Annotated in this window: 17 protein-coding genes; 1 reads left to right on the forward strand and 16 read right to left on the reverse strand. The window is 56.5% G+C overall.

The window, feature by feature from the left end; translation table 11 throughout:
* Nucleotides 1–48 precede the first annotated feature (48 nt).
* From fbaA to tkt, 10 genes are all read right to left on the reverse strand, one after another.
* Nucleotides 49–1,128, reverse strand: coding sequence for a class II fructose-bisphosphate aldolase (gene fbaA, locus L3069_RS18515; protein ID WP_017692704.1), 1,080 nt, complete (start codon nucleotides 1,126–1,128; stop codon nucleotides 49–51).
* Between the two features lie 92 nt (nucleotides 1,129–1,220).
* A complete protein-coding gene (gene pgk / locus L3069_RS18520) occupies nucleotides 1,221–2,384 on the reverse strand; it encodes a phosphoglycerate kinase (protein ID WP_023298554.1) in 1,164 nt (387 codons plus the stop codon).
* A 49-nt stretch (nucleotides 2,385–2,433) separates the two neighbouring features.
* The gene (gene epd, locus L3069_RS18525) at nucleotides 2,434–3,453 is read right to left on the reverse strand and encodes an erythrose-4-phosphate dehydrogenase (protein ID WP_022649326.1); all 1,020 of its coding nucleotides are present in this window, start codon (nucleotides 3,451–3,453) and stop codon (nucleotides 2,434–2,436) included.
* Between the two features lie 292 nt (nucleotides 3,454–3,745).
* Nucleotides 3,746–4,456, reverse strand: a complete 711-nt coding sequence (locus tag L3069_RS18530) for a nucleoside/nucleotide kinase family protein (RefSeq protein WP_038416694.1) — start codon at nucleotides 4,454–4,456, stop codon at nucleotides 3,746–3,748.
* The gene (locus tag L3069_RS18535; RefSeq protein ID WP_022649328.1) at nucleotides 4,453–4,962 is read right to left on the reverse strand and encodes an MltR family transcriptional regulator; all 510 of its coding nucleotides are present in this window, start codon (nucleotides 4,960–4,962) and stop codon (nucleotides 4,453–4,455) included. The genes L3069_RS18530 and L3069_RS18535 overlap by 4 nt, the downstream gene beginning before the upstream one ends.
* A 15-nt stretch (nucleotides 4,963–4,977) precedes the next feature.
* Nucleotides 4,978–5,949: a class II fructose-bisphosphatase gene (gene glpX, locus L3069_RS18540; RefSeq protein WP_038416695.1), complete on the reverse strand. Its 972-nt coding sequence runs from the start codon at nucleotides 5,947–5,949 to the stop codon at nucleotides 4,978–4,980.
* Nucleotides 5,946–7,223 carry a zinc-binding dehydrogenase gene (locus tag L3069_RS18545; protein WP_038416696.1) on the reverse strand — a complete coding sequence of 426 codons (1,278 nt, stop codon included), beginning with the start codon at nucleotides 7,221–7,223 and terminating at the stop codon, nucleotides 5,946–5,948. Before L3069_RS18545 ends, glpX begins: the two co-directional genes overlap by 4 nt.
* A gap of 23 nt (nucleotides 7,224–7,246) precedes the next feature.
* Nucleotides 7,247–8,626, reverse strand: coding sequence for a PTS mannitol transporter subunit IICB (locus L3069_RS18550; protein WP_038416697.1), 1,380 nt, complete (start codon nucleotides 8,624–8,626; stop codon nucleotides 7,247–7,249).
* 27 nt (nucleotides 8,627–8,653) lie between these two features.
* Nucleotides 8,654–9,097, reverse strand: coding sequence for a PTS mannitol transporter subunit IIA (gene cmtB / locus L3069_RS18555; protein ID WP_038416698.1), 444 nt, complete (start codon nucleotides 9,095–9,097; stop codon nucleotides 8,654–8,656).
* Nucleotides 9,098–9,410: 313 nt separating this feature from the next.
* On the reverse strand, nucleotides 9,411–11,402 hold the full coding sequence (gene tkt, locus L3069_RS18560; RefSeq protein WP_038416699.1) for a transketolase: 1,992 nt from the start codon (nucleotides 11,400–11,402) through the stop codon (nucleotides 9,411–9,413).
* A gap of 272 nt (nucleotides 11,403–11,674) precedes the next feature.
* On the opposite strand from tkt, the gene L3069_RS18565 reads away from it, so the two are divergent.
* Nucleotides 11,675–12,433 (forward strand): M48 family metallopeptidase, encoded by a 759-nt coding sequence (locus tag L3069_RS18565; RefSeq protein ID WP_003860073.1) that lies wholly within the window; start codon nucleotides 11,675–11,677, stop codon nucleotides 12,431–12,433.
* Nucleotides 12,434–12,478: 45 nt separating this feature from the next.
* On the opposite strand, the gene L3069_RS18570 is transcribed toward L3069_RS18565, so the two are convergent.
* From L3069_RS18570 to L3069_RS18595, 6 genes are read right to left on the reverse strand one after another with little or no spacing between them, the layout of a single operon-like run.
* A complete protein-coding gene (locus tag L3069_RS18570) occupies nucleotides 12,479–14,119 on the reverse strand; it encodes a thiamine pyrophosphate-binding protein (protein WP_038416700.1) in 1,641 nt (546 codons plus the stop codon).
* Nucleotides 14,120–14,132: 13 nt separating this feature from the next.
* The gene (locus tag L3069_RS18575; RefSeq protein WP_038416701.1) at nucleotides 14,133–15,602 is read right to left on the reverse strand and encodes an aldehyde dehydrogenase; all 1,470 of its coding nucleotides are present in this window, start codon (nucleotides 15,600–15,602) and stop codon (nucleotides 14,133–14,135) included.
* 9 nt (nucleotides 15,603–15,611) lie between these two features.
* Nucleotides 15,612–16,382, reverse strand: coding sequence for an aspartate dehydrogenase (locus tag L3069_RS18580; protein WP_038416702.1), 771 nt, complete (start codon nucleotides 16,380–16,382; stop codon nucleotides 15,612–15,614).
* Nucleotides 16,383–16,391: 9 nt separating this feature from the next.
* Nucleotides 16,392–17,186, reverse strand: coding sequence for an SDR family oxidoreductase (locus L3069_RS18585; protein WP_038416703.1), 795 nt, complete (start codon nucleotides 17,184–17,186; stop codon nucleotides 16,392–16,394).
* The gene (locus L3069_RS18590; RefSeq protein WP_038416704.1) at nucleotides 17,170–17,940 is read right to left on the reverse strand and encodes an alpha/beta fold hydrolase; all 771 of its coding nucleotides are present in this window, start codon (nucleotides 17,938–17,940) and stop codon (nucleotides 17,170–17,172) included. The genes L3069_RS18585 and L3069_RS18590 overlap by 17 nt, the downstream gene beginning before the upstream one ends.
* 9 nt (nucleotides 17,941–17,949) lie before the next feature.
* Entirely contained in the window at nucleotides 17,950–18,480 is a 531-nt protein-coding gene (locus L3069_RS18595) for a cupin domain-containing protein (RefSeq protein WP_022649339.1), read from the reverse strand.
* Nucleotides 18,481–18,488: the final 8 nt, after the last annotated feature.

Genomic DNA, 18,488 nt, shown 5'->3' on the forward strand with positions numbered 1-18,488 from the left:
AAAAGGCCCGCATTTGCGGGCCTTCTGATGTGCTGTCAGCAGTTCAAATTACAGAACGTCAACCGCGTTCAGTTCTTTGAAAGCCTGCTCCAGACGAGTAATCATAGAAGTCTGGGCAGCGCGCAGCCATACGCGTGGATCGTAGTATTTCTTGTTCGGCTGGTCTTCGCCTTTCGGGTTGCCCAGCTGACCTTGCAGGTAAGCTTCGTTGGTTTTGTAGTATTGCAGGATACCGTCCCAGGTTGCCCACTGGGTGTCGGTATCGATGTTCATTTTCACTACGCCGTAGCTTACGGAATCTTTGATTTCCTGAGCAGAAGAACCGGAACCGCCGTGGAAGACGAAGTTCAGGCTGTTGTGCGGCAGGTTGTGTTTCTTAGACACATATTCCTGAGAATCACGCAGGATGGTCGGGGTCAGAACCACGTTACCTGGCTTGTACACGCCGTGCACGTTACCGAAGGATGCTGCGATGGTGAAGCGTGGGCTGATTTTGCTCAGCTCGGTGTAAGCGTAATCAACGTCTTCTGGCTGAGTGTACAGAGCAGAAGCGTCCATGTGGCTGTTGTCCACACCGTCTTCTTCACCGCCGGTGCAACCCAGTTCGATTTCCAGGGTCATGCCCATTTTGGACATACGCGCCAGGTACTTAGAGCAGATCTCGATGTTTTCTTCCAGAGACTCTTCGGACAGGTCGATCATGTGAGAAGAGAACAGTGGCTTACCGGTTGCTGCGAAGTGTTTTTCACCTGCGTCCAGCAGACCGTCGATCCATGGCAGCAGTTTTTTCGCGCAGTGGTCAGTGTGCAGGATAACCGGAACACCGTAGTGCTCAGCCATCTGGTGAACATGATGTGCGCCAGAGATAGCACCCAGGATGGCAGCGCCCTGAGGAACGTCAGTTTTCACGCCTTTACCTGCGATGAACGCAGCGCCGCCGTTAGAGAACTGAACGATAACCGGTGCTTTAACTTTTGCAGCGGTTTCCAGTACGGCATTGATGGAGTCGGTACCTACGCAGTTAACTGCTGGCAGAGCGAAGTTGTTTTCTTTAGCTACCTGGAACACTTTCTGTACGTCATCACCAGTGATAACGCCAGGTTTTACGAAATCAAAAATTTTAGACATGTTGCTTAGTCCTGTATCTTCGGCCGTTAGAAAAGGTGCGAGCTCTGATAAGCGCGCTGAAAATTGGGCAGGTTTCCCTGCCCCTGAATGGCTTACTTCTTAGCGCGCTCTTCGAGCATTGCTACTGCTGGCAGGACTTTGCCTTCCACGAATTCGAGGAATGCGCCGCCACCAGTGGAGATGTAGGAGATCTTGTCAGCGATACCGAACAGGTCGATAGCTGCCAGGGTGTCACCACCGCCTGCGATAGAGAACGCTTCGCTGTCTGCGATAGCGTTAGCCACGATTTCAGTCCCTTTGCGGAAGTTCGGGAATTCGAACACGCCGACAGGACCGTTCCACAGGATAGTTTTTGCGTTTTTCAGGATTTCAGCCAGTTTCTGTGCAGAAACGTCGCCCAGGTCCAGAATCTGCTCTTCATCTTTGATGTCATTAACAGATTTAAGGGTTGCGGTAGCAGTTTCGGAGAACTCGGTCGCCACGCGAACGTCAGTTGGAACCGGGATATCACAGGTGCTCAGCAGGCGTTTGGCTTCGTCAACCAGATCCGCTTCGTAAAGGGATTTACCCACGTTGTGGCCTTGCGCAGCAACGAAGGTGTTCGCGATACCACCGCCAACGATCAGCTGGTCAGCGATTTTGGACAGGGAATCCAGAACGGTCAGTTTGGTAGAAACTTTAGAACCACCAACGATAGCGACCATCGGACGAGCAGGTTCTTTCAGTGCTTTACCCAGCGCTTCCAGTTCGTCAGCCAGCAGTGGACCTGCACAGGCGACGTCTGCGAATTTACCGATACCGTGGGTAGAAGCCTGCGCACGGTGAGCCGTACCGAATGCATCCATCACGAATACGTCGCACAGCGCAGCGTATTTTTTGGACAGGGTTTCGTCGTCTTTCTTTTCGCCTTTGTTGAAGCGAACGTTTTCCAGAACAACCAGCTCACCTTCGGCAACTTCCACGCCGTCCAGGTAATCTTTCACCAGGCGAACCGGGTTGGACAGTTTGTCTTTCAGGTAATTAACAACCGGCAGCAGAGAGAACTCTTCGTTGTACTCGCCTTCAGTTGGACGGCCCAGGTGGGAGGTGACCATCACTTTAGCGCCCTGCTTCAGAGCCAGTTCAATGGTTGGCAGAGATGCACGGATACGCGCGTCGCTGGTCACTTTGCCATCTTTAACCGGTACGTTCAGATCGGCACGGATGAAAACGCGTTTACCTGCCAGATCCAGATCGGTCATCTTAATTACAGACATGGTGAATCCTCTCGTTGATTCTTAAAGTTTTGCAAGCGCAAGGTGCGCTCTACCTGAAACCTTTTGCGGCCATGGCTAACGTGGTGTCGAGCATTCGGTTAGCAAAGCCCCATTCGTTATCACACCAGACCAGCGTCTTGATGAGGTGCGCACCACTGACTCGCGTCTGCGTGCCATCCACGATGGCGCTGTGCGGGTCGTGGTTAAAATCTACTGAGACCAACGGTAATTCCGTATAGTCAACTATACCATGAAATGCTCCCTGTGCCGCTTTTTGCAGCAACAGGTTGACTTCACAGGCTTTTACCGGTTTTTTCACCGTCACGCTAAGATCGATTGCGGTGACGTTTATCGTCGGGACGCGCACGGCAATCGCTTCGAAACGGTCGTTAAACTGCGGGAAAATACGCGTGATCCCGGCAGCCAGTTTCGTATCCACCGGAATGATGGACTGGCTCGCCGCGCGAGTGCGTCGTAAATCCGGATGGTAGGCGTCGATAACCTGCTGATCGTGCATGGCGGAGTGAATCGTGGTCACGGTACCGGATTCAATGCCATACGCATCGTCTAACAGTTTAATGACCGGAATAATGCAGTTGGTGGTACAGGAGGCGTTGGAGACAATGCGGTGTTCAGCCTGCAGCTCGTGCTGGTTGACACCAAACACGACGGTGGCGTCGAGGTCGTGACTGCCGGGATGGGAGAACAGCACTTTTTTCGCGCCAGCATTCAGATGCGCTTCGCCATGTTCACGGTTACCGTACACGCCGGTACAGTCCAGCACCACATCCACACCCAGTTCGCGCCAGGGCAGCTCTTCAATACTGTTCTCATGCAGCACGCGGATGGCATCGTCACCGACGAACAGCTGTTCCCTTTCCTGGCGAACGTCCCAGGCAAAGCGACCGTGGCTGGTGTCATATTTCAACAAATGCGCCATGCCCGCAGCATCCGCCAGTTCATTGATTGCCACCACGGTGATTTCCGCACGACGCCCGGATTCATATAAAGCACGAACCACGTTGCGCCCGATGCGACCGAAGCCATTAATCGCTACGCGTACGGTCATAGATCTCCTGCAAAGCTATCCCTGAGTTTGAGGTGGCTGAAAGAGTAATCCAGCGACGCCCGAAGGGGAATCCTTGCTGTCACAAACTGCGATTGATTGGTCAATTGTCGAACATTTAATCGACTGAAACGCTTCAGCAAGAATAAGCGAATCGGGGAATAAAAGGAATCTCTGTACAGATCAAGAGCGATTTTATCTGATCTCCATCACATTTTTCCGGAATAATCCCTTTTCTTCCCGCCACGTAAAACGCGGCGGGTTGAACGGTGCCCCCATGGAAAGCCGCGAAAGATCAGACGAGTCGGTATTTGCCATTTGCCAACATCATCAGTTCCACATTGGCAGAACGGCTGTGACGCAAAACACGCTCCACGTTTGGCCCGTCGGTGCGCGCATAAAACGCGTCGGCGTCGGCCTGAGAGAGTCCCCCGGCCAGCTTACGCGCTACCAGGCGCGTACGTAACACTTCAGCGGGCGCGCGAATGAACAATGAAAAATCGCAGTATTCCATCAGCGTTCGCCATCGTTCGTCATCAAGCAGCAGCCAGTTACCCTCAACAATCACGACAGGGGCCGTTACCACAATAGCCTCTTCGACAGGATCGTGCGTTTGTCGGTCATACTGCGGCCAGGTACTGTCGCCTTCTTTTATCTGCCGCAGATGTTGCGCAAGCCTGTCGACATCAAAGGTCTCGGGCGCGCCTTTGTACGCACGCAGGTTATGGGCCTCAAGCCACGCGTTGTAGTGATGAAAACCATCCATCGGCAACGTCTGGATCGGCGGCATCCCCTCCATCTGACGAGAGAGGAATTCCCAGAAGGCGGTCAACGTGGATTTGCCCGTCCCGGGCGGCGCGCTGAGAAAAACAATCGTACGTTTGCTGGCGCTGGCAGAATGCAGTTTCGCCAGTTGCCGCAGCAAAGGCTTATGAACATTTTCGATTTCGTCATCAGGGTAATGTGCTTCTACATGTAGCCCGTTAACCGTTAGCCCAATTTTCACGGCGTCAGTTCCTTTAAAATTGTCGTTACCGCCAGGGTGAGCGCCGTCTTGATCATTGCGGTAAAGCGCACCTCAGACCATGCGGCAAAGTCAGCAAATTTCATCGACTCCAGCGCGCTGAATAACGTCGCGTTACGGGTGATGCAATTAACGTTGCTGATAAAATCCCAGGTGATGTCATCGGCGAAGCCAGGGATCGTATCCTGCTCTTTCAGATACTGATAAAACTGCGAAAAATGCGTAATGTCGGCGTAGAGCCATTTTTCCATTTTCCCCAGCGCATAGATCAGGCGTAACGCCACATCGATGTCATCAAGCGGCCCACTCCGGGCGAGTAACGGCTTCACTGCATATTCCACGATCTCTTCATCGTTATCGACAAACAGCGACGGCAGAAAACATTTAATGCCCTGGAGCAAAAAAGACTGTGCCGTCGTCATGAATGCGAGGAGGTTATTCTGAGCATCCAGTTGCTCAAGCACATCGTCTTCTGTCAGCGTCGTCATTTGTATCTCGATAAATCACCGTGAATGCAGAGAGTCTATTATATTACACGTTCGATCTGCGCCGCCGATCAGTAAAGTTTGCGTGCGCACACCCTTCGCAACCTGTTGAATACCTTTAACCAGTTCGCCGCCCGTCACGCCCGTCGCGCTGAACAGGATGTCATTGCCCTTTACCAGTTCGCTAAGGGTATAGATACGATTGACTTCCACTTTCATCTCCGCACAGCGGCGGTGCTCCTGCATGGCGACCCGACGGTTCTCAGGACTCTCCCCTTTCGCTTCACAGAAATCGATCAGTTCCGCCTGCATATCGCCGCCCAGCGCTTTCACCGCGCAGGCGGAGATCACCCCTTCCGGCGCGCCGCCTGTGGTGTACATCAGATCATAAGGGTTATCCTGTAAGCAGGTCAGTACGCTGGCAGCGACATCGCCATCGGGCAGCGCAAACACTTTCACGCCCAGCTGCGTCGCCTCGGCAATTGCATTTTGCAGGCGCGGTTTGTCCAGCGTCACCATCCGCAGATGCTCCAGCGGCTTGCCCAGCGCCCGGGCAACGTTGCGAAGGTTTTCTGCCAGCGGGAGATCGAGGCTGATTGCCCCGGCGGCCGCTGCGTTAACCACCAGTTTTTTCATGTACATATCAGGGGCATGAAACAGGCTGCCCTCAGGCGCAAACGCCATCACTGCCAGAGCATTGCTTTGCCCCATCGCCACCATGCGGGTGCCCTCTATGGGGTCGACGGCAATATCTACCGCCGGGCCGACGCCGCTTCCAACCTCCTCACCAATCCACAGCATTGGCGCATGGTCAATCTCACCTTCGCCGATGACGATACGCCCGCGAATCGCTATCGCGTTTAGCGCCTCGCGCATGGCGGTTACCGCCAGCCCGTCGATTCGGTTTTTATCGCCGCATCCGGTTTGCGGCCAGGCGGCCAGCGCCGCCTGTTCCGTAACGCGAAAGAGCGGCCATGCCAGAGACATCATGCTGCCGCCTCCCCAATATCCACCCCAAACTTCGCCAGCAAATAGCGCTCTGCTTTTTCATTCCAGATGCCGTGAGTCTCTTCCACAAGCCTTGCCAGCTCCCGGAAAAGCGGATCGGTTTTACCCTTTTCGGCAAAATCGGCAATGGCCGTTAACGGCATGGTGACACCGTTATAGATAAGCTTCTTGCCCCCAGGAATGTCCGGCAGATTGAGTACCGTATGCGGCACCGCATCAAGGCCGCCGATGTGGGTCACCATAAACGACGGCTGAAGCTGGCCCGTCGCACTCAGCGCAATCGCCTCTTTCATGTCCTCCGTCGAGCCGCCGGAGGTGCCCACCACGTGGGTACTGTTGTAATGGACGTTGTAAAAATTAAACGGCACCTTGAAATTGCTGTCCGTTGGTCCGGCGAAGAAATTCAGGCACCCGTCCTCGGCGAGAAGATCGTCAGCCAGTTCAATGACCGCCGGAACCGCAGCATAGACAAACACGTCGTCGAAGCCTGCATTGTCAGTTAATGCGCGTAACGTAGCGGCCGGGTTCTCCAGTACAGAGGTATTGACATAGATAAGCTCAATACCCTTTTGTGCCGCCAGCTCAACCGGCAGGAGTTTTTCCGCCTGCGCAAGGCGGGCCTCATCAATATCTACCACCACAACGCGCGACGGCTGAATCCCGCCGTTAATCGCATAATCAATAGCGCCAATTCCCATCGGCCCGGCGCAGGCCAGAAGCGCAATATTACCTCCCGGTTTCACACCCATCCGGTGTTCATAGACATATTGCGTCGTATGATAATTGGCGTTATACGCGCCGATAATGCAGCACATGGGTTCCGCCAGCGAAGCTGCCGCAAAATAGGAGCCATGATAAGGTAAAACGCAGCCCAGATTAATCGCGACTTCTGGAATAATCATATACGTCGCATTGCCGCCAAAATATTCGTAGCTGTATCCAGCGGAATAACCGCTTGGCAATCCCATTGCCGGTTGTAAAACAAAGCGCTGACCTTTTTTATATTTCCCGGCAAGGTTTTTTCCGACCTCAACAATCACCCCGGCGCATTCATGTCCGGTAATGACCGGATGATTTTCCAGATCGTCCGGCACACGTTTATGTTCACTGCCTAATTTGGCTGCCTTCCAGGTGGATAAACAAACGCTGTCGGAAATTACGCTCACCAGCAGTTCATTGTCGCTTATTTCGGGCAGTTCAAATTCGCGGATACGAACATCCTGCTTGCCATAAATGGCAGCCACTTTCGTTTTCATAATGACTCCAGGAACCAGATAGATTAATTCGCCGTTAGATGCTTAAATAATTCGTCAAGCTTCGGATCGCCGAGATAGTTTTTTATCAACACTAACGGTTTGTCACTAACCCGTTTAGCGCGCCCCTCCAGGCTGGCATGGGTAACAATAATGTCCGCGTCGTCAGGCACATTTTCGATGGCATAATGTTTTACTTCGATATTTTGTCCGGCTTTTTCCAGGCGCTTCCGGAATGTCGTCGCGCCCATAGCGCTGGAGCCCATTCCGGCATCGCAGACAAAAGCGATATGCTTAACATCCTGGTAAGAAAACTTGCCTTCCTGCTTCATGGCTTTAACGGCGTTGGCAGAATCATTGAAGGTATCTTCCGTTTCAGCTTCGCTATTTTTATCCATCTTCAGGATTAAAGAGGCGACCGCAAAGGTGACCAGCGTGCCTGCCGTTACGCCAGCAATCGTGGCGAGGAATGCGCCTTTAGGCGTTAACGCGAGGTAGGCGAAAATCGAACCCGGACTTGGGCCAGCCACCAGTCCGCCGCCTAACAGGTTAAATACCCACGTCCCGCTCATGCCGCCAGCAATCATCGCAATCAGCGTCAGTGGTTTCATCAGTACGTAAGGGAAATAGAGCTCATGAATGCCGCCCAGGAAGTGAATGATCATCGCGCCGGGGGCTGACTTTTTCGCCATTCCTTTGCCGAAAAAAGCAAAAGCCAGCAGCAGGCCTAAACCCGGCCCGGGGTTGGAGGCCACCATAAAGAAGATGGATTTACCCGTCTCGGAAGCCTGCTGCATCCCCAGCGGATAATAAACCCCCTGATCGATAGCGTTATTTAAAAACAGGATTTTTGCCGGTTCGTTAATCAACGACAGCAGCGGCAAGTAGCCTGCATGTACCAGTGATTCAATACACTCTTTAATAAAGTTATTGGCAATCGACACCGCAGGACCGATGACTTCAAACCCCAGCAGGCAGAGGATCATGCCCGCAATACCCAGCGAGAAGTTGTTGATGACCATCTCAAAACCCGCTGGAATGCGTTTATCCAGCATTCGGTCGATATGCTTAATCACCAGGCCGCCGAGTGGCCCCATGATCATTGAGCCGAGGAACATAGGAATATCCGCGCCGATGATCACGCCGATAGTGCCGATCCCCCCCATCACCGCCCCACGTTTGCCGCCAACCAGGTGTCCACCGGTAGAGCCAATCATCACCGGCAGTAAATAGGTGATCATCGGTCCGACAATTTTGGCGAAATGCTCATTTGGCATCCATCCGGTTGGTATAAATAATGCGGTAATAAATCCCCAGGCAATAAAAGCGCCAATATTCGGGATGACCATTGCAGTCAAAAAGCCCCCAAAAGCCTGGACCTTTGCACGAGCAGACTTGTGTTCCATAATAATATCCTGTAAAGGAGAGAATAATTATGCGCGAGCGATAATATCCGCCAGTTGCTTTTCTGACTTAGCGGTTAACAACGCTGACAGCATATCTTCTTCACATAATAATTCGCTTAATGCCTGGATAGCGTCGATATGTGAATCCGCATCCGCCGCAGATAAACCAATGAGTAATTTTACGGGCTCATCGTCGTCGGCAAACTGCACTTCCTGTTTAAGAAGCGTTAATGACATACCTGTTTTTAAGGCACCGCACTCCGGACGGGCATGAGGCATTGCTACACCCGGAGCGAGAATGTAATAAGGACCATTAGTGAGCGTCGAGGTTTTAATTGCTTCAATATAATCAGCGTTAATACAATGATTTTGCAGCAAAGACGACATGGAAAAATCAATGGCTTCCTGCCAGTCCTTTGCTGCGGATTTTATTGATATTGAGGATCCAGGGAAATAATCAATTAACCGCATATATCATCCTTATTTTATTTTTAGGGTACAACGTATCGCTAAAAACAAAATACGCCTGCGGTAAAATGAAATCAAATGGAGAGAAAATAGCGAGCATGTCAGAGTAGATTTTAATAAAACGAATAAAAACAGATCGTTAAAAATAAGAAATTAAAAAGCAAGCCTATATATGTGATATCCATTGCAAATTAAACATATTATAACTTTTCGTATTTGTGATGGAAATCACCAAATATATGTTGTTAACACCAAAGAAAATACCACCAAAATAAAAACGGGCCGCCTGAGCGACCCGTTTGCCTCACGGAGAGATTTACAGCAGTTCTTTCGCTTTAGCGACAACGTTCTCAACGGTGAAGCCGAACTCTTCGAACAGCAGCTCTGCCGGAGCAGATTCACCGAAGGTGGTCATACCGACGATAGCGCCGTTCAGGCCCACGTATTTGAACCAGTAATCAGCAATACCCGCTTCCACTGCCACGCGAGCGGAGACCGCTTTAGGCAGTACAGATTCGCGGTACGCGGCATCCTGCTTGTCGAACGCATCGGTAGACGGCATGGAAACCACGCGCGCTTTCACGCCTTCAGCAGTCAGTTTTTCCCATGCTGCAACGGCCAGTTCAACTTCTGAACCGGTCGCGATGAAGATCAGCTCAGGCTGGCCCGCGCAATCTTTCAGCACGTAACCACCGCGGGCGATGTTTGCCAGCTGCTCTGGGGTACGTTCCTGCTGCGCCAGGTTCTGACGGGAGAGGATCAGCGCGGTCGGGCCGTCCTGACGCTCAACGCCGTATTTCCACGCCACCGCAGATTCAACCTGGTCACATGGACGCCATGTGCTCATGTTCGGGGTCACGCGCAGGGAAGCCACCTGCTCTACCGGCTGGTGAGTTGGACCATCTTCGCCCAGACCGATGGAGTCGTGGGTGTAGACCATCACCTGACGCTGTTTCATCAGCGCAGCCATACGCACGGCGTTACGTGCATATTCTACGAACATCAGGAAGGTAGAGGTGTACGGCAGGAAACCACCGTGCAGAGCGATACCGTTGGCAATCGCAGTCATACCGAATTCACGTACACCATAATGGATGTAGTTACCGGCAGTGTCTTCGTTGATTGGCTTAGAGCCAGACCACAGGGTCAGGTTAGATGGCGCCAGGTCAGCGGAGCCGCCGAGGAATTCTGGAAGCAGAGGACCAAACGCTTCGATCGCATTCTGAGACGCTTTACGGCTGGCGATTTTAGACGGGTTCGCCTGCAACTTCGCGATGAACTCGTTCGCTTTCGCGTCGAAGTCAGACGGCATGTCGCCTTTCATACGACGGGTGAATTCAGCCGCTTCCTGTGGGAAGGCTTTCGCGTAAGCCGCGAACTTCTCGTTCCAGGCCGCTTCTTTCGCCTGGCCCACTTCTTTCGCATCCCACTGCGCGTAGATTTCAGATGGGATTTCGAAGGCAGGGTGTTTCCAGCCAAGCGCTTCACGGGTCAGTGCGATTTCCGCGTCGCCCAGTGGTGCGCCGTGGGAGTCGTGAGTGCCCGCTTTGTTCGGAGAACCGAAGCCGATGATGGTTTTGCACATAAGCAGGGACGGTTTGTCGGTCACGGCGCGCGCTTCTTCTACGGCACGTTTAATCGAGTCAGCATCGTGGCCATCAACGCCGCGCACAACGTGCCAGCCGTAGGCTTCGAAACGTGCGGCGGTGTCGTCAGTGAACCAGCCTTCAACGTGACCGTCGATGGAGATGCCGTTGTCGTCGTAGAACGCAACCAGTTTACCCAGCTTCAGGGTGCCTGCCAGGGAGCACACTTCGTGAGAAATGCCTTCCATCATGCAGCCGTCGCCCAGGAACGCATAGGTGAAGTGGTCAACGATGTCGTGGCCAGGACGGTTGAACTGTGCCGCCAGGGTCTTCTCAGCAATCGCCATACCCACGGCATTCGCAATGCCCTGACCCAGCGGACCGGTAGTGGTTTCAACGCCAGCGGTGTAGCCCACTTCCGGGTGACCTGGAGTTTTGGAGTGCAGCTGACGGAAATTTTTCAGCTCTTCGATTGGCAGATCGTAGCCAGTGAGGTGCAGCAGGCTGTAGATCAGCATAGAGCCATGGCCGTTAGACAGCACGAAACGGTCGCGGTCTGCCCATCCCGGGTTCTGCGGGTTGTGGTTAAGGAAATCACGCCACAGGACTTCGGCGATGTCAGCCATGCCCATAGGGGCGCCCGGGTGGCCGGATTTGGCTTTCTGTACTGCGTCCATGCTCAGCGCACGAATAGCATTAGCAAGCTCTTTACGTGAGGACATTTTAACTCCAGATCGGACTGTTAAAGGCCATGCCCTTGACGACAGCGCGTTTTGGGCTACGCCGGAAAAAAGTGCCAACAATGTAACCCAAGCCGCAGGGCATGTACATGGACCATTCTTTTGCAGCTTAAGAAATCTCTGGATCATGCTCGCATGTTGCGCAATCTACTCGCCCGCCCCTGTAGATATTCCTTATACTTAGCCCGACACCGGCTTCGTTGACGGTGCATTTTTCGGAATTAATTCAGATTAACGAGTACGGAAGCAACATCATGAAAATGCGTGCAATTGGGCTGGCTGTGGGAACAACGCTCCTGCTAAGCGGCTGTCAGAATATGGATTCTAACGGCCTGATGACCTCAGGCGCAGAAGCTTTTCAGGCCTACTCATTGAGCGATGCGCAGGTGAAAGCGCTGAGCGACGAGGCCTGTAAGGATATGGATGGAAAAGCTACGCTTGCCCCGGCAAACAGCACCTACACGCAGCGTCTGAACAAGATTGCTTCCGCGCTGGGCGACAACATTAACGGTCAGCCGGTGAACTACAAGGTGTATATGGCGAAAGACGTCAACGCCTTCGCGATGGCTAACGGCTGTATCCGCGTTTACAGCGGCCTGATGGACATGATGACCGACAACGAAGTGGAAGCGGTGATCGGCCATGAAATGGGTCACGTTGCTCTCGGTCACGTGAAGAAAGGGATGCAGGTTGCGCTGGGCACCAATGCCGTGCGTGCTGCGGCGGCCTCTGCGGGCGGCATTGTCGGCAGCCTGTCCCAGTCGCAGCTGGGCGACGTGGGTGAGAAACTGGTTAACTCCCAGTTCTCCCAGCGTCAGGAGTCGGAAGCGGATGACTACTCTTACGATCTGTTGCGCAAACGCGGCATCAATCCATCGGGTTTAGCCACCAGCTTCGAAAAACTGGCGAAACTGGAGGAAGGCCGTCAAAGCTCCATGTTTGACGATCACCCGGCCTCCGTTGAACGCGCGCAGCATATCCGTGACCGCATGGCGGCAGACGGAATTAAATAAAACTTCGGCCCGGTGCGCGCCGCGCTACCGGGCAACAAGGCTCAATCAGTACAGCGTTTTCTGTGGCGGCCCGGCAAACTTCAGGGCGCCAATCTGCCCCATCCGCACTTCCACCACCGACGGCCCCGGCATCGCCAGCGCTTCCGTCATCACCGCATCAAAGTCCTCAGCCCGCTCAACGCTCCAGGCCTGTAGGCCAATCGCCTGCGCCAGCAGGGTAAAGTCCGGTGTATGCAGTTCGTTATAATACTGACGCCCGCCAAAATATTTATCCTGAATACCGCGCATTACGCCGTAGCCCCCGTCGTTCATGATGAGCAGCGTCACGTTGGCTTTCTCCTGCGCCAGCGTCGCCAGCTCGCCTAAATTCAGGCTCAGGCCGCCGTCGCCCACCAGTCCCACCACCCTGCGCTGCGGGTTAGCAATCGCGGTGCCGATGGCCATCGGCAGTCCCATACCAATCGCCCCGGCGAGGGAGTGAATGTTCAGCAGCGGACCGTTAGCCCTGAACAGACGGCTACCCCACAGGCTGCCGGACACGGTGATATCGCGCACCAGCAGGCCGTCTTTCGGCAGGGCTTTTTCTATGGCGTCGTTAAGCTTCGCATAGGCGCCGCACTGCTCGCGCAGCCCCTGCTCAGCTTGCCCGACCGCCTGCTGCACCTGCATATCCCACTGCGCGTTGCCCCACTCGCGGCCCTGCACTTTTTCAGCCAGCGCGCCAAGCAGCGCGGAACAATCGGCTATCAACGTGCTATCCATCAAGTAGTTACGGCTGGCTGCCGCCGGGTCGATATCAATCTGCACGCACGGGGACGGCAGCTCAAGCGTCCAGGAGCGGGTTTCGTTGCTGCGCAGACGTGAACCGGCGACCAGCGTAAAATCACACTGCGCAATGAGCGCCTCCACCGACGGCGAGTTGTGGAACGCCCGCAGGCTGGCGCGGTGGTCGTCCGGCAGCACGCCGCGCGCGTGGGTGCTGGAAATCACGGTGATGCCCGCATCCGCCAGTTTTTTCACCGCCTCAGCGCTTCCCAGCGCCCCGCCGCCCAGCCACAGCAGCGGCTGTTTCGCCTGTTTGAGCTGCGCCCACAGCGCGTCAACCATCCCGGTATCCACGGCTGGAACCGATGCCGGTTTGACCGGGGCAGTTACCAGCGACAGCGGAATTTTGGCGCCCTGAATATCAATCGGGATTTCCACTGAAACCGGTCCGCACGGCGGGGTCTGCGCGTCCTGGATGGCTTTATGCAGAATGGCTATCGCCTGATTCGTATTGCTGATACGGTACGCCCGTTTTGAGCTGGCCTTCAGGAAGGTCAGCTGGTCGCGGGTTTCATGGATAAACCCGGTGTCGGCGTCCAGCCAGGCTTTCTCTACCTGCCCGGTTAAATGCAGCAGCGGCGTGCAGGCATTCATCGCTTCCACCAGCGCGCCTACCGCGTTCCCGGCCCCCGCGCCGGTGCTGGTCAGCGCCACGCCGAGGCCGGAAAAGCGCCCGTGAGCATCGGCCATGGTGACGGAACCGGCTTCACCGCGCGCGGGTACAAAGCGGATATTGCCCCGCTGCCCAACCGCATCCGCTATCGGCAGGTTGTGAATGGAGATGACGCCGTAGATGGCCTCAACCTGATACTGCTCCAGCGTTCTGGCGATGGCGTCGCCGACGGTTATCATTTCGCTCATTGCTCACCCTTTCTCAGTCGCACCAGTGGTTGACGCTGTTACCCGTCGCCAGATAAATGCTCTTTTGTTGCATCCAGGCTTTCAGCCCCTGGATACCCTTCTCGCGGCCCAGACCGCTCTCTTTAAAGCCCCCGAACGGGGTCGAAATCGCAAAAACTTTGTAGGTGTTGATCCACACCGTGCCTGCCTCCAGCTGCTCGCTGAGACGCAGGGCGCGCCCGGAATCGCGCGTCCAGATCCCCGCCGCCAGGCCGTAAACCGAGTCGTTCGCCTCGCGAATAAGCGCCGCTTCATCGCCAAACGGCATCGCCACCAGCACCGGGCCGAAGATCTCTTCCTGACATGCGCGGGCGCTGTTGTGTAGCCCTTCGATAATGGTTGGCTGGAAGAAGCTGCCGTTTGCCAGAGCGGGATCGGCGGGGATCTCGCCGCCGCACAGCACGCGGCCCCCTTCCCGCTTCGCAAGTTCGACGTACTCGATCACGCTCTGGCGATGTTTCTCGCCGATCAGCGGTCCTACATGCACGCCGTCGGTAAACGGATGCCCGACGCGCAGCCCGCGAGTTAATTCCAGCAGCCTCGCCATCAGCGGGGCGTAAATACTCTCGTGGATAAACAGCCGCGATCCGGCGATGCACGCCTGCCCCGCCGAGCTGAAAATGCCGTAGCAGATCCCGCGCGCGGCCTGTTCGATATCGGCATCCTCCAGCACGATAGTCGGCGATTTGCCGCCCAGCTCCAGCGAGGCCGGGATCAGTTTTTCCGCCGCCACGTGCGCCAGATGACGGCCCGTAGTGGTTCCGCCGGTAAAGGAAATTTTGCGCACGCGAGGATGACGCGCCAGCGCATCGCCAATCACCGAGCCTTTGCCCGGCAGCACGCTCAGCAGCCCGGCGGGCAGCCCGGCGTGTTCAAAAATCCGCGCCAGCTCCAGCGCCATCAGCGGCGTGGCTTCGGCGGGCTTGAGGATCACCGCGTTCCCGGCGGCAATCGCCGGTGCGACCTTCTGCATTTCGCTGGCAATCGGCGAGTTCCACGGCGTGATGGCCGCCACCACGCCAAGGGGCTCGTAGCGGCTCAGCGTCAGCAGATCCGGCTGGCGCGGTGTCGGAAGTTCACCCTCCAGCAGCTCGCAGGCGGCGGCAAAGTAGCGCGCCGTTCCCGCCGCGCTCATCACCAGCCCGCACGCTTCCGCCAGCGGCTTGCCGTTATCCCGGCTCTGCATCTGCGCCAGTTCATCCACACGGGATTCAATAAGATCCGCCACCTTGTGCAGGATCTTCGCCCGCACGTGCGGCAGGCTGTTACGCCAGGCGGGATCGCGCCAGGCGCGCTCTCCGGCGTCTACCGCCTCCTCCAGGTCATCCAGACTGGCGGCGTTCAGCGTCGCGTTGATCGACCCGTCTGCCGGGAAGTGGCTCTGCATCGGGTTACCTCCGCCGTGTCGCCACTGTCCGCCGATAAAAATCTTCAGATCGTCCATCGTCACTCCTCAGCTCAGGGCCAGCTCGCGGCAGGCGCGCACCGCGCTCAGTGCCGCCAGGGTGGAGGTTTTAGGGTTAGACGCCAGCGGCAGCCCGCTCAGCTCCAGATGGAACTCGCCGAATAATCCTTCGACGTGCAGCGTGTGGGTGTTACGTTTCGTTGCCGGGTCAACCATCAGCTGCACGCGGGTGTCATCCATCCCGACGCCGCCGAGCGCCACGGTCGCCGCCACGTTGGCGTTCGCCGGGAACAGCCGCGCCGCCTCGCGGGCGCTGCCTTCAAAAAAGACCTCTGCCTCTGACACCGCATTCAGATCGATAAGCTGCTCGGCATAGCTGCCGCGCCAGCTGGCCGGGCTTTTGCGCGACTGATAGGTGACGCGCTCAAGCCCACCCTCTTTCGCTGCCGCCAGCCCGTCGATACCGGCCACTGCACCGGAAAGCAGAGTCAGTTTTCCGCCCGCGGCGAGCAGACGCTGCTCCAGCGCGCTGTCCGCCAGCGCGCCGGTGGAAATGACGGCCAGATGCCAGCCGCGACGCAGGATCTCTTCCCCGTACTGGGCCACCGCCTGCTGGCTGGCGCATTCCAGCACCAGATCCGGCGTTTGCGCGCACACCATTGGCGACGTCAGCGCCTCGACCGCATCGCCAAACTGGTCGTGAATGGCGGCATGGTGAGACGCGCGCGCCACGATCCAGCCGATAGCCACACCGGCGGGCAGGCGCTCAATCACCGCCTGCGCCATGGCGCCAAAACCAATCAACATTACCTTTTTCATGATGCGTCCTTACAGATGGCGGCAGAAGCCGCCGGAAACGTCCAGTGCGGCGCCGGTGGTAAACGAGGCCAGCGGCGAGGCGAGGAACAGCAGCGCCTGCGCGGGCTCCTGCGGCTTGCCGAGGCGCGCCATTGGAATGCCGCGCTTGCGCGCGATATCCGCCGTCCACTCCGGCCAGCTCTGGCTTTTGTCCGCCCGGTTTTCAAAGCGGCGCAGCCACTGGCCGGACTCCACCATGCCGAGCAAAATGGAATTGACGCGAATGCCTTTACCCACCAGCTCTTTCGAGAGCGTGAGCGTCATGTTCAACAGCGCGGCACGAGCAGCGGAGGTGGCGATCATGTGCTCCTCCGGCTGTAGCGCCAGCAGGGAGTTGACGCAGGTAACAGAGGCAATGTCTGACTGCTCCAGCAGCGGCTGAAACGCCTGCACCGGATTGATGACGCCAAACAGCTTCAGCTCTGCCTCGTGCAGCCACGCCTCGCGCGGGGTGTCATGGAAGTGCGCCACGTAGCCCTGCCCGGCGTTGTTGATCAGCAGATCAGCCGCGCCAAAGCGCGCCTGCACCGCATCCGCAAAGGCCTGAACCTCGTCGGCGTTCAGCACGTCGCAGCGGTAAGAAAAAATCTCCCCGTGGGGGAATTCGTTTTGCAGCGTCGCATGGGCGCTGGCGAGCCGGTCCGGGTCACGGCCGCAGAAGGCGACTTTCGCCCCTTCCCCCAGCAGCAGGCGCAGCGTTTCAAAGCCAATGCCAGAAGAACCGCCGGTGACTACCGCTACGCGCCCGTCAATTTGTGCATTCATCGCGCACCTCTTCGTTAATGCGTAAAAGCTGTTGGTTGAAAAACACGTCGTTATCGAGATAGCTGGCGTGCCCGGCCTGCGGAATGGCGGTAAACGGCATGCCGTAGCGCAGCGCCAGCCCCTGCACCAGTTCGGGCTGCGTTATCGCGTCCTGCTCGCCACACCAGACTTCAAACGTGCCGGAGTATCGTTTAAGCCAGCCGTGAATGTCGTCATGCGCCAGCATCCACGCGGCTGCAAGGTAGCCTTCCGGGCGCAGCGTGCGCATGCCCGCCGCGACGGTGGCGATATCTTCCGCGCGCGCGCCGGGGCGCAGCAGCTTCGCGGCACGGGTCTGGGCGAGGATTTCGCCGCCCAATGCCATCTGCTGCTCGCGGTTGCGCCAGACCTGCTCCCGCTGCTCCGGCGCGGCATTGCCGTAGCCCTGCGCAGCGTCGGCCAGTACAAGATGAATGACACGATCCGGGAACTTCGCCGCAAACGCACTTGCGACCAGTGCCCCCAGGGAATGGCCCACCAGCACCGCCTGCCAGACACCGGCGCGATCCAGCATCGCCGCCAGCACGTCGGCGTAATCCCCCGCGTTTGCCCGCGCGACGGCCAGCATCGGGCTTTCGCCATAACCGGGCATGTCCCACGCCAGCACGCGAAAACCGTTCAGCGCCATCTGCTTGTGCCAGGACGCAGCGCCAGAGCTGATCCCGTGTAGCAGCATCAGCGGAATGCCGCTTCCCTGTTCACGAAAACCCGTCATGGCGCCCCCTTAGTTCCGCTTCACTTTCGAGAGCGGATGGTCGGACGGATAGGTCGGGATTTCCGGCTTGTTGGTTCCCAGCATGACGCACATCAGCGCCTCTTCTTCCCCGTGGTTAAACAGGCCGCGATAGATGCCCGGCGGGACGGAGATCAGGTCACGCTCGCGCAGCACGGTTTCGGTGTAGTTGTCGCCGTCCTGGATCATCAGCGTGATCTGCCCCTTGAGCATGAAGAACACCTCTTCCACGTCGTCGTGCAGGTGCAGCGGCCCTTCGCACTTCGACGGCAGTACCATGGTGGAGAAGGTAAAATGGTCCGCCTGCACGGTATTGGTGTCGTTCGCCACGCCGGTTGCGCCGGTGCCGATGTAGCGCATCTGCGCCCGGCGGTATTTCGGGTCAAAATCGGCCTGGAACTTCAGCGCGTTCCAGTCGTATTTACGGCCTTCGAAGCGCGCGATGCGCGACTCGACCCACTCTTCCATCGTCAGATGGTCAGGTTTGATGCCCGTTTTGTGGGTTACGGTTGAATCAGTCATGACACTCT

The sequence above is a fragment of the Enterobacter cloacae complex sp. ECL411 genome (assembly GCF_021869665.1).
In the GTDB taxonomy this organism is placed as follows: domain Bacteria; phylum Pseudomonadota; class Gammaproteobacteria; order Enterobacterales; family Enterobacteriaceae; genus Enterobacter; species Enterobacter intestinihominis.

Coding starts and splice junctions, on each gene's coding strand:
- L3069_RS18590 (WP_038416704.1), bottom strand. CDS start 17,940: ATGACGGGTTTTCGTGAACAGGGAAGCGGCATTCCGCTGATGCTGCTA.
- cmtB (WP_038416698.1), bottom strand. CDS start 9,097: ATGCGGTTAATTGATTATTTCCCTGGATCCTCAATATCAATAAAATCC.
- epd (WP_022649326.1), bottom strand. CDS start 3,453: ATGACCGTACGCGTAGCGATTAATGGCTTCGGTCGCATCGGGCGCAAC.
- L3069_RS18550 (WP_038416697.1), bottom strand. CDS start 8,626: ATGGAACACAAGTCTGCTCGTGCAAAGGTCCAGGCTTTTGGGGGCTTT.
- L3069_RS18570 (WP_038416700.1), bottom strand. CDS start 14,119: ATGAGCGAAATGATAACCGTCGGCGACGCCATCGCCAGAACGCTGGAG.
- fbaA (WP_017692704.1), bottom strand. CDS start 1,128: ATGTCTAAAATTTTTGATTTCGTAAAACCTGGCGTTATCACTGGTGAT.
- pgk (WP_023298554.1), bottom strand. CDS start 2,384: ATGTCTGTAATTAAGATGACCGATCTGGATCTGGCAGGTAAACGCGTT.
- L3069_RS18535 (WP_022649328.1), bottom strand. CDS start 4,962: ATGACGACGCTGACAGAAGACGATGTGCTTGAGCAACTGGATGCTCAG.
- L3069_RS18575 (WP_038416701.1), bottom strand. CDS start 15,602: ATGGACGATCTGAAGATTTTTATCGGCGGACAGTGGCGACACGGCGGA.
- L3069_RS18565 (WP_003860073.1), top strand. CDS start 11,675: ATGAAAATGCGTGCAATTGGGCTGGCTGTGGGAACAACGCTCCTGCTA.
- L3069_RS18545 (WP_038416696.1), bottom strand. CDS start 7,223: ATGAAAACGAAAGTGGCTGCCATTTATGGCAAGCAGGATGTTCGTATC.
- tkt (WP_038416699.1), bottom strand. CDS start 11,402: ATGTCCTCACGTAAAGAGCTTGCTAATGCTATTCGTGCGCTGAGCATG.
- L3069_RS18595 (WP_022649339.1), bottom strand. CDS start 18,480: ATGACTGATTCAACCGTAACCCACAAAACGGGCATCAAACCTGACCAT.
- L3069_RS18585 (WP_038416703.1), bottom strand. CDS start 17,186: ATGAATGCACAAATTGACGGGCGCGTAGCGGTAGTCACCGGCGGTTCT.
- L3069_RS18580 (WP_038416702.1), bottom strand. CDS start 16,382: ATGAAAAAGGTAATGTTGATTGGTTTTGGCGCCATGGCGCAGGCGGTG.
- glpX (WP_038416695.1), bottom strand. CDS start 5,949: ATGATGTCTCTGGCATGGCCGCTCTTTCGCGTTACGGAACAGGCGGCG.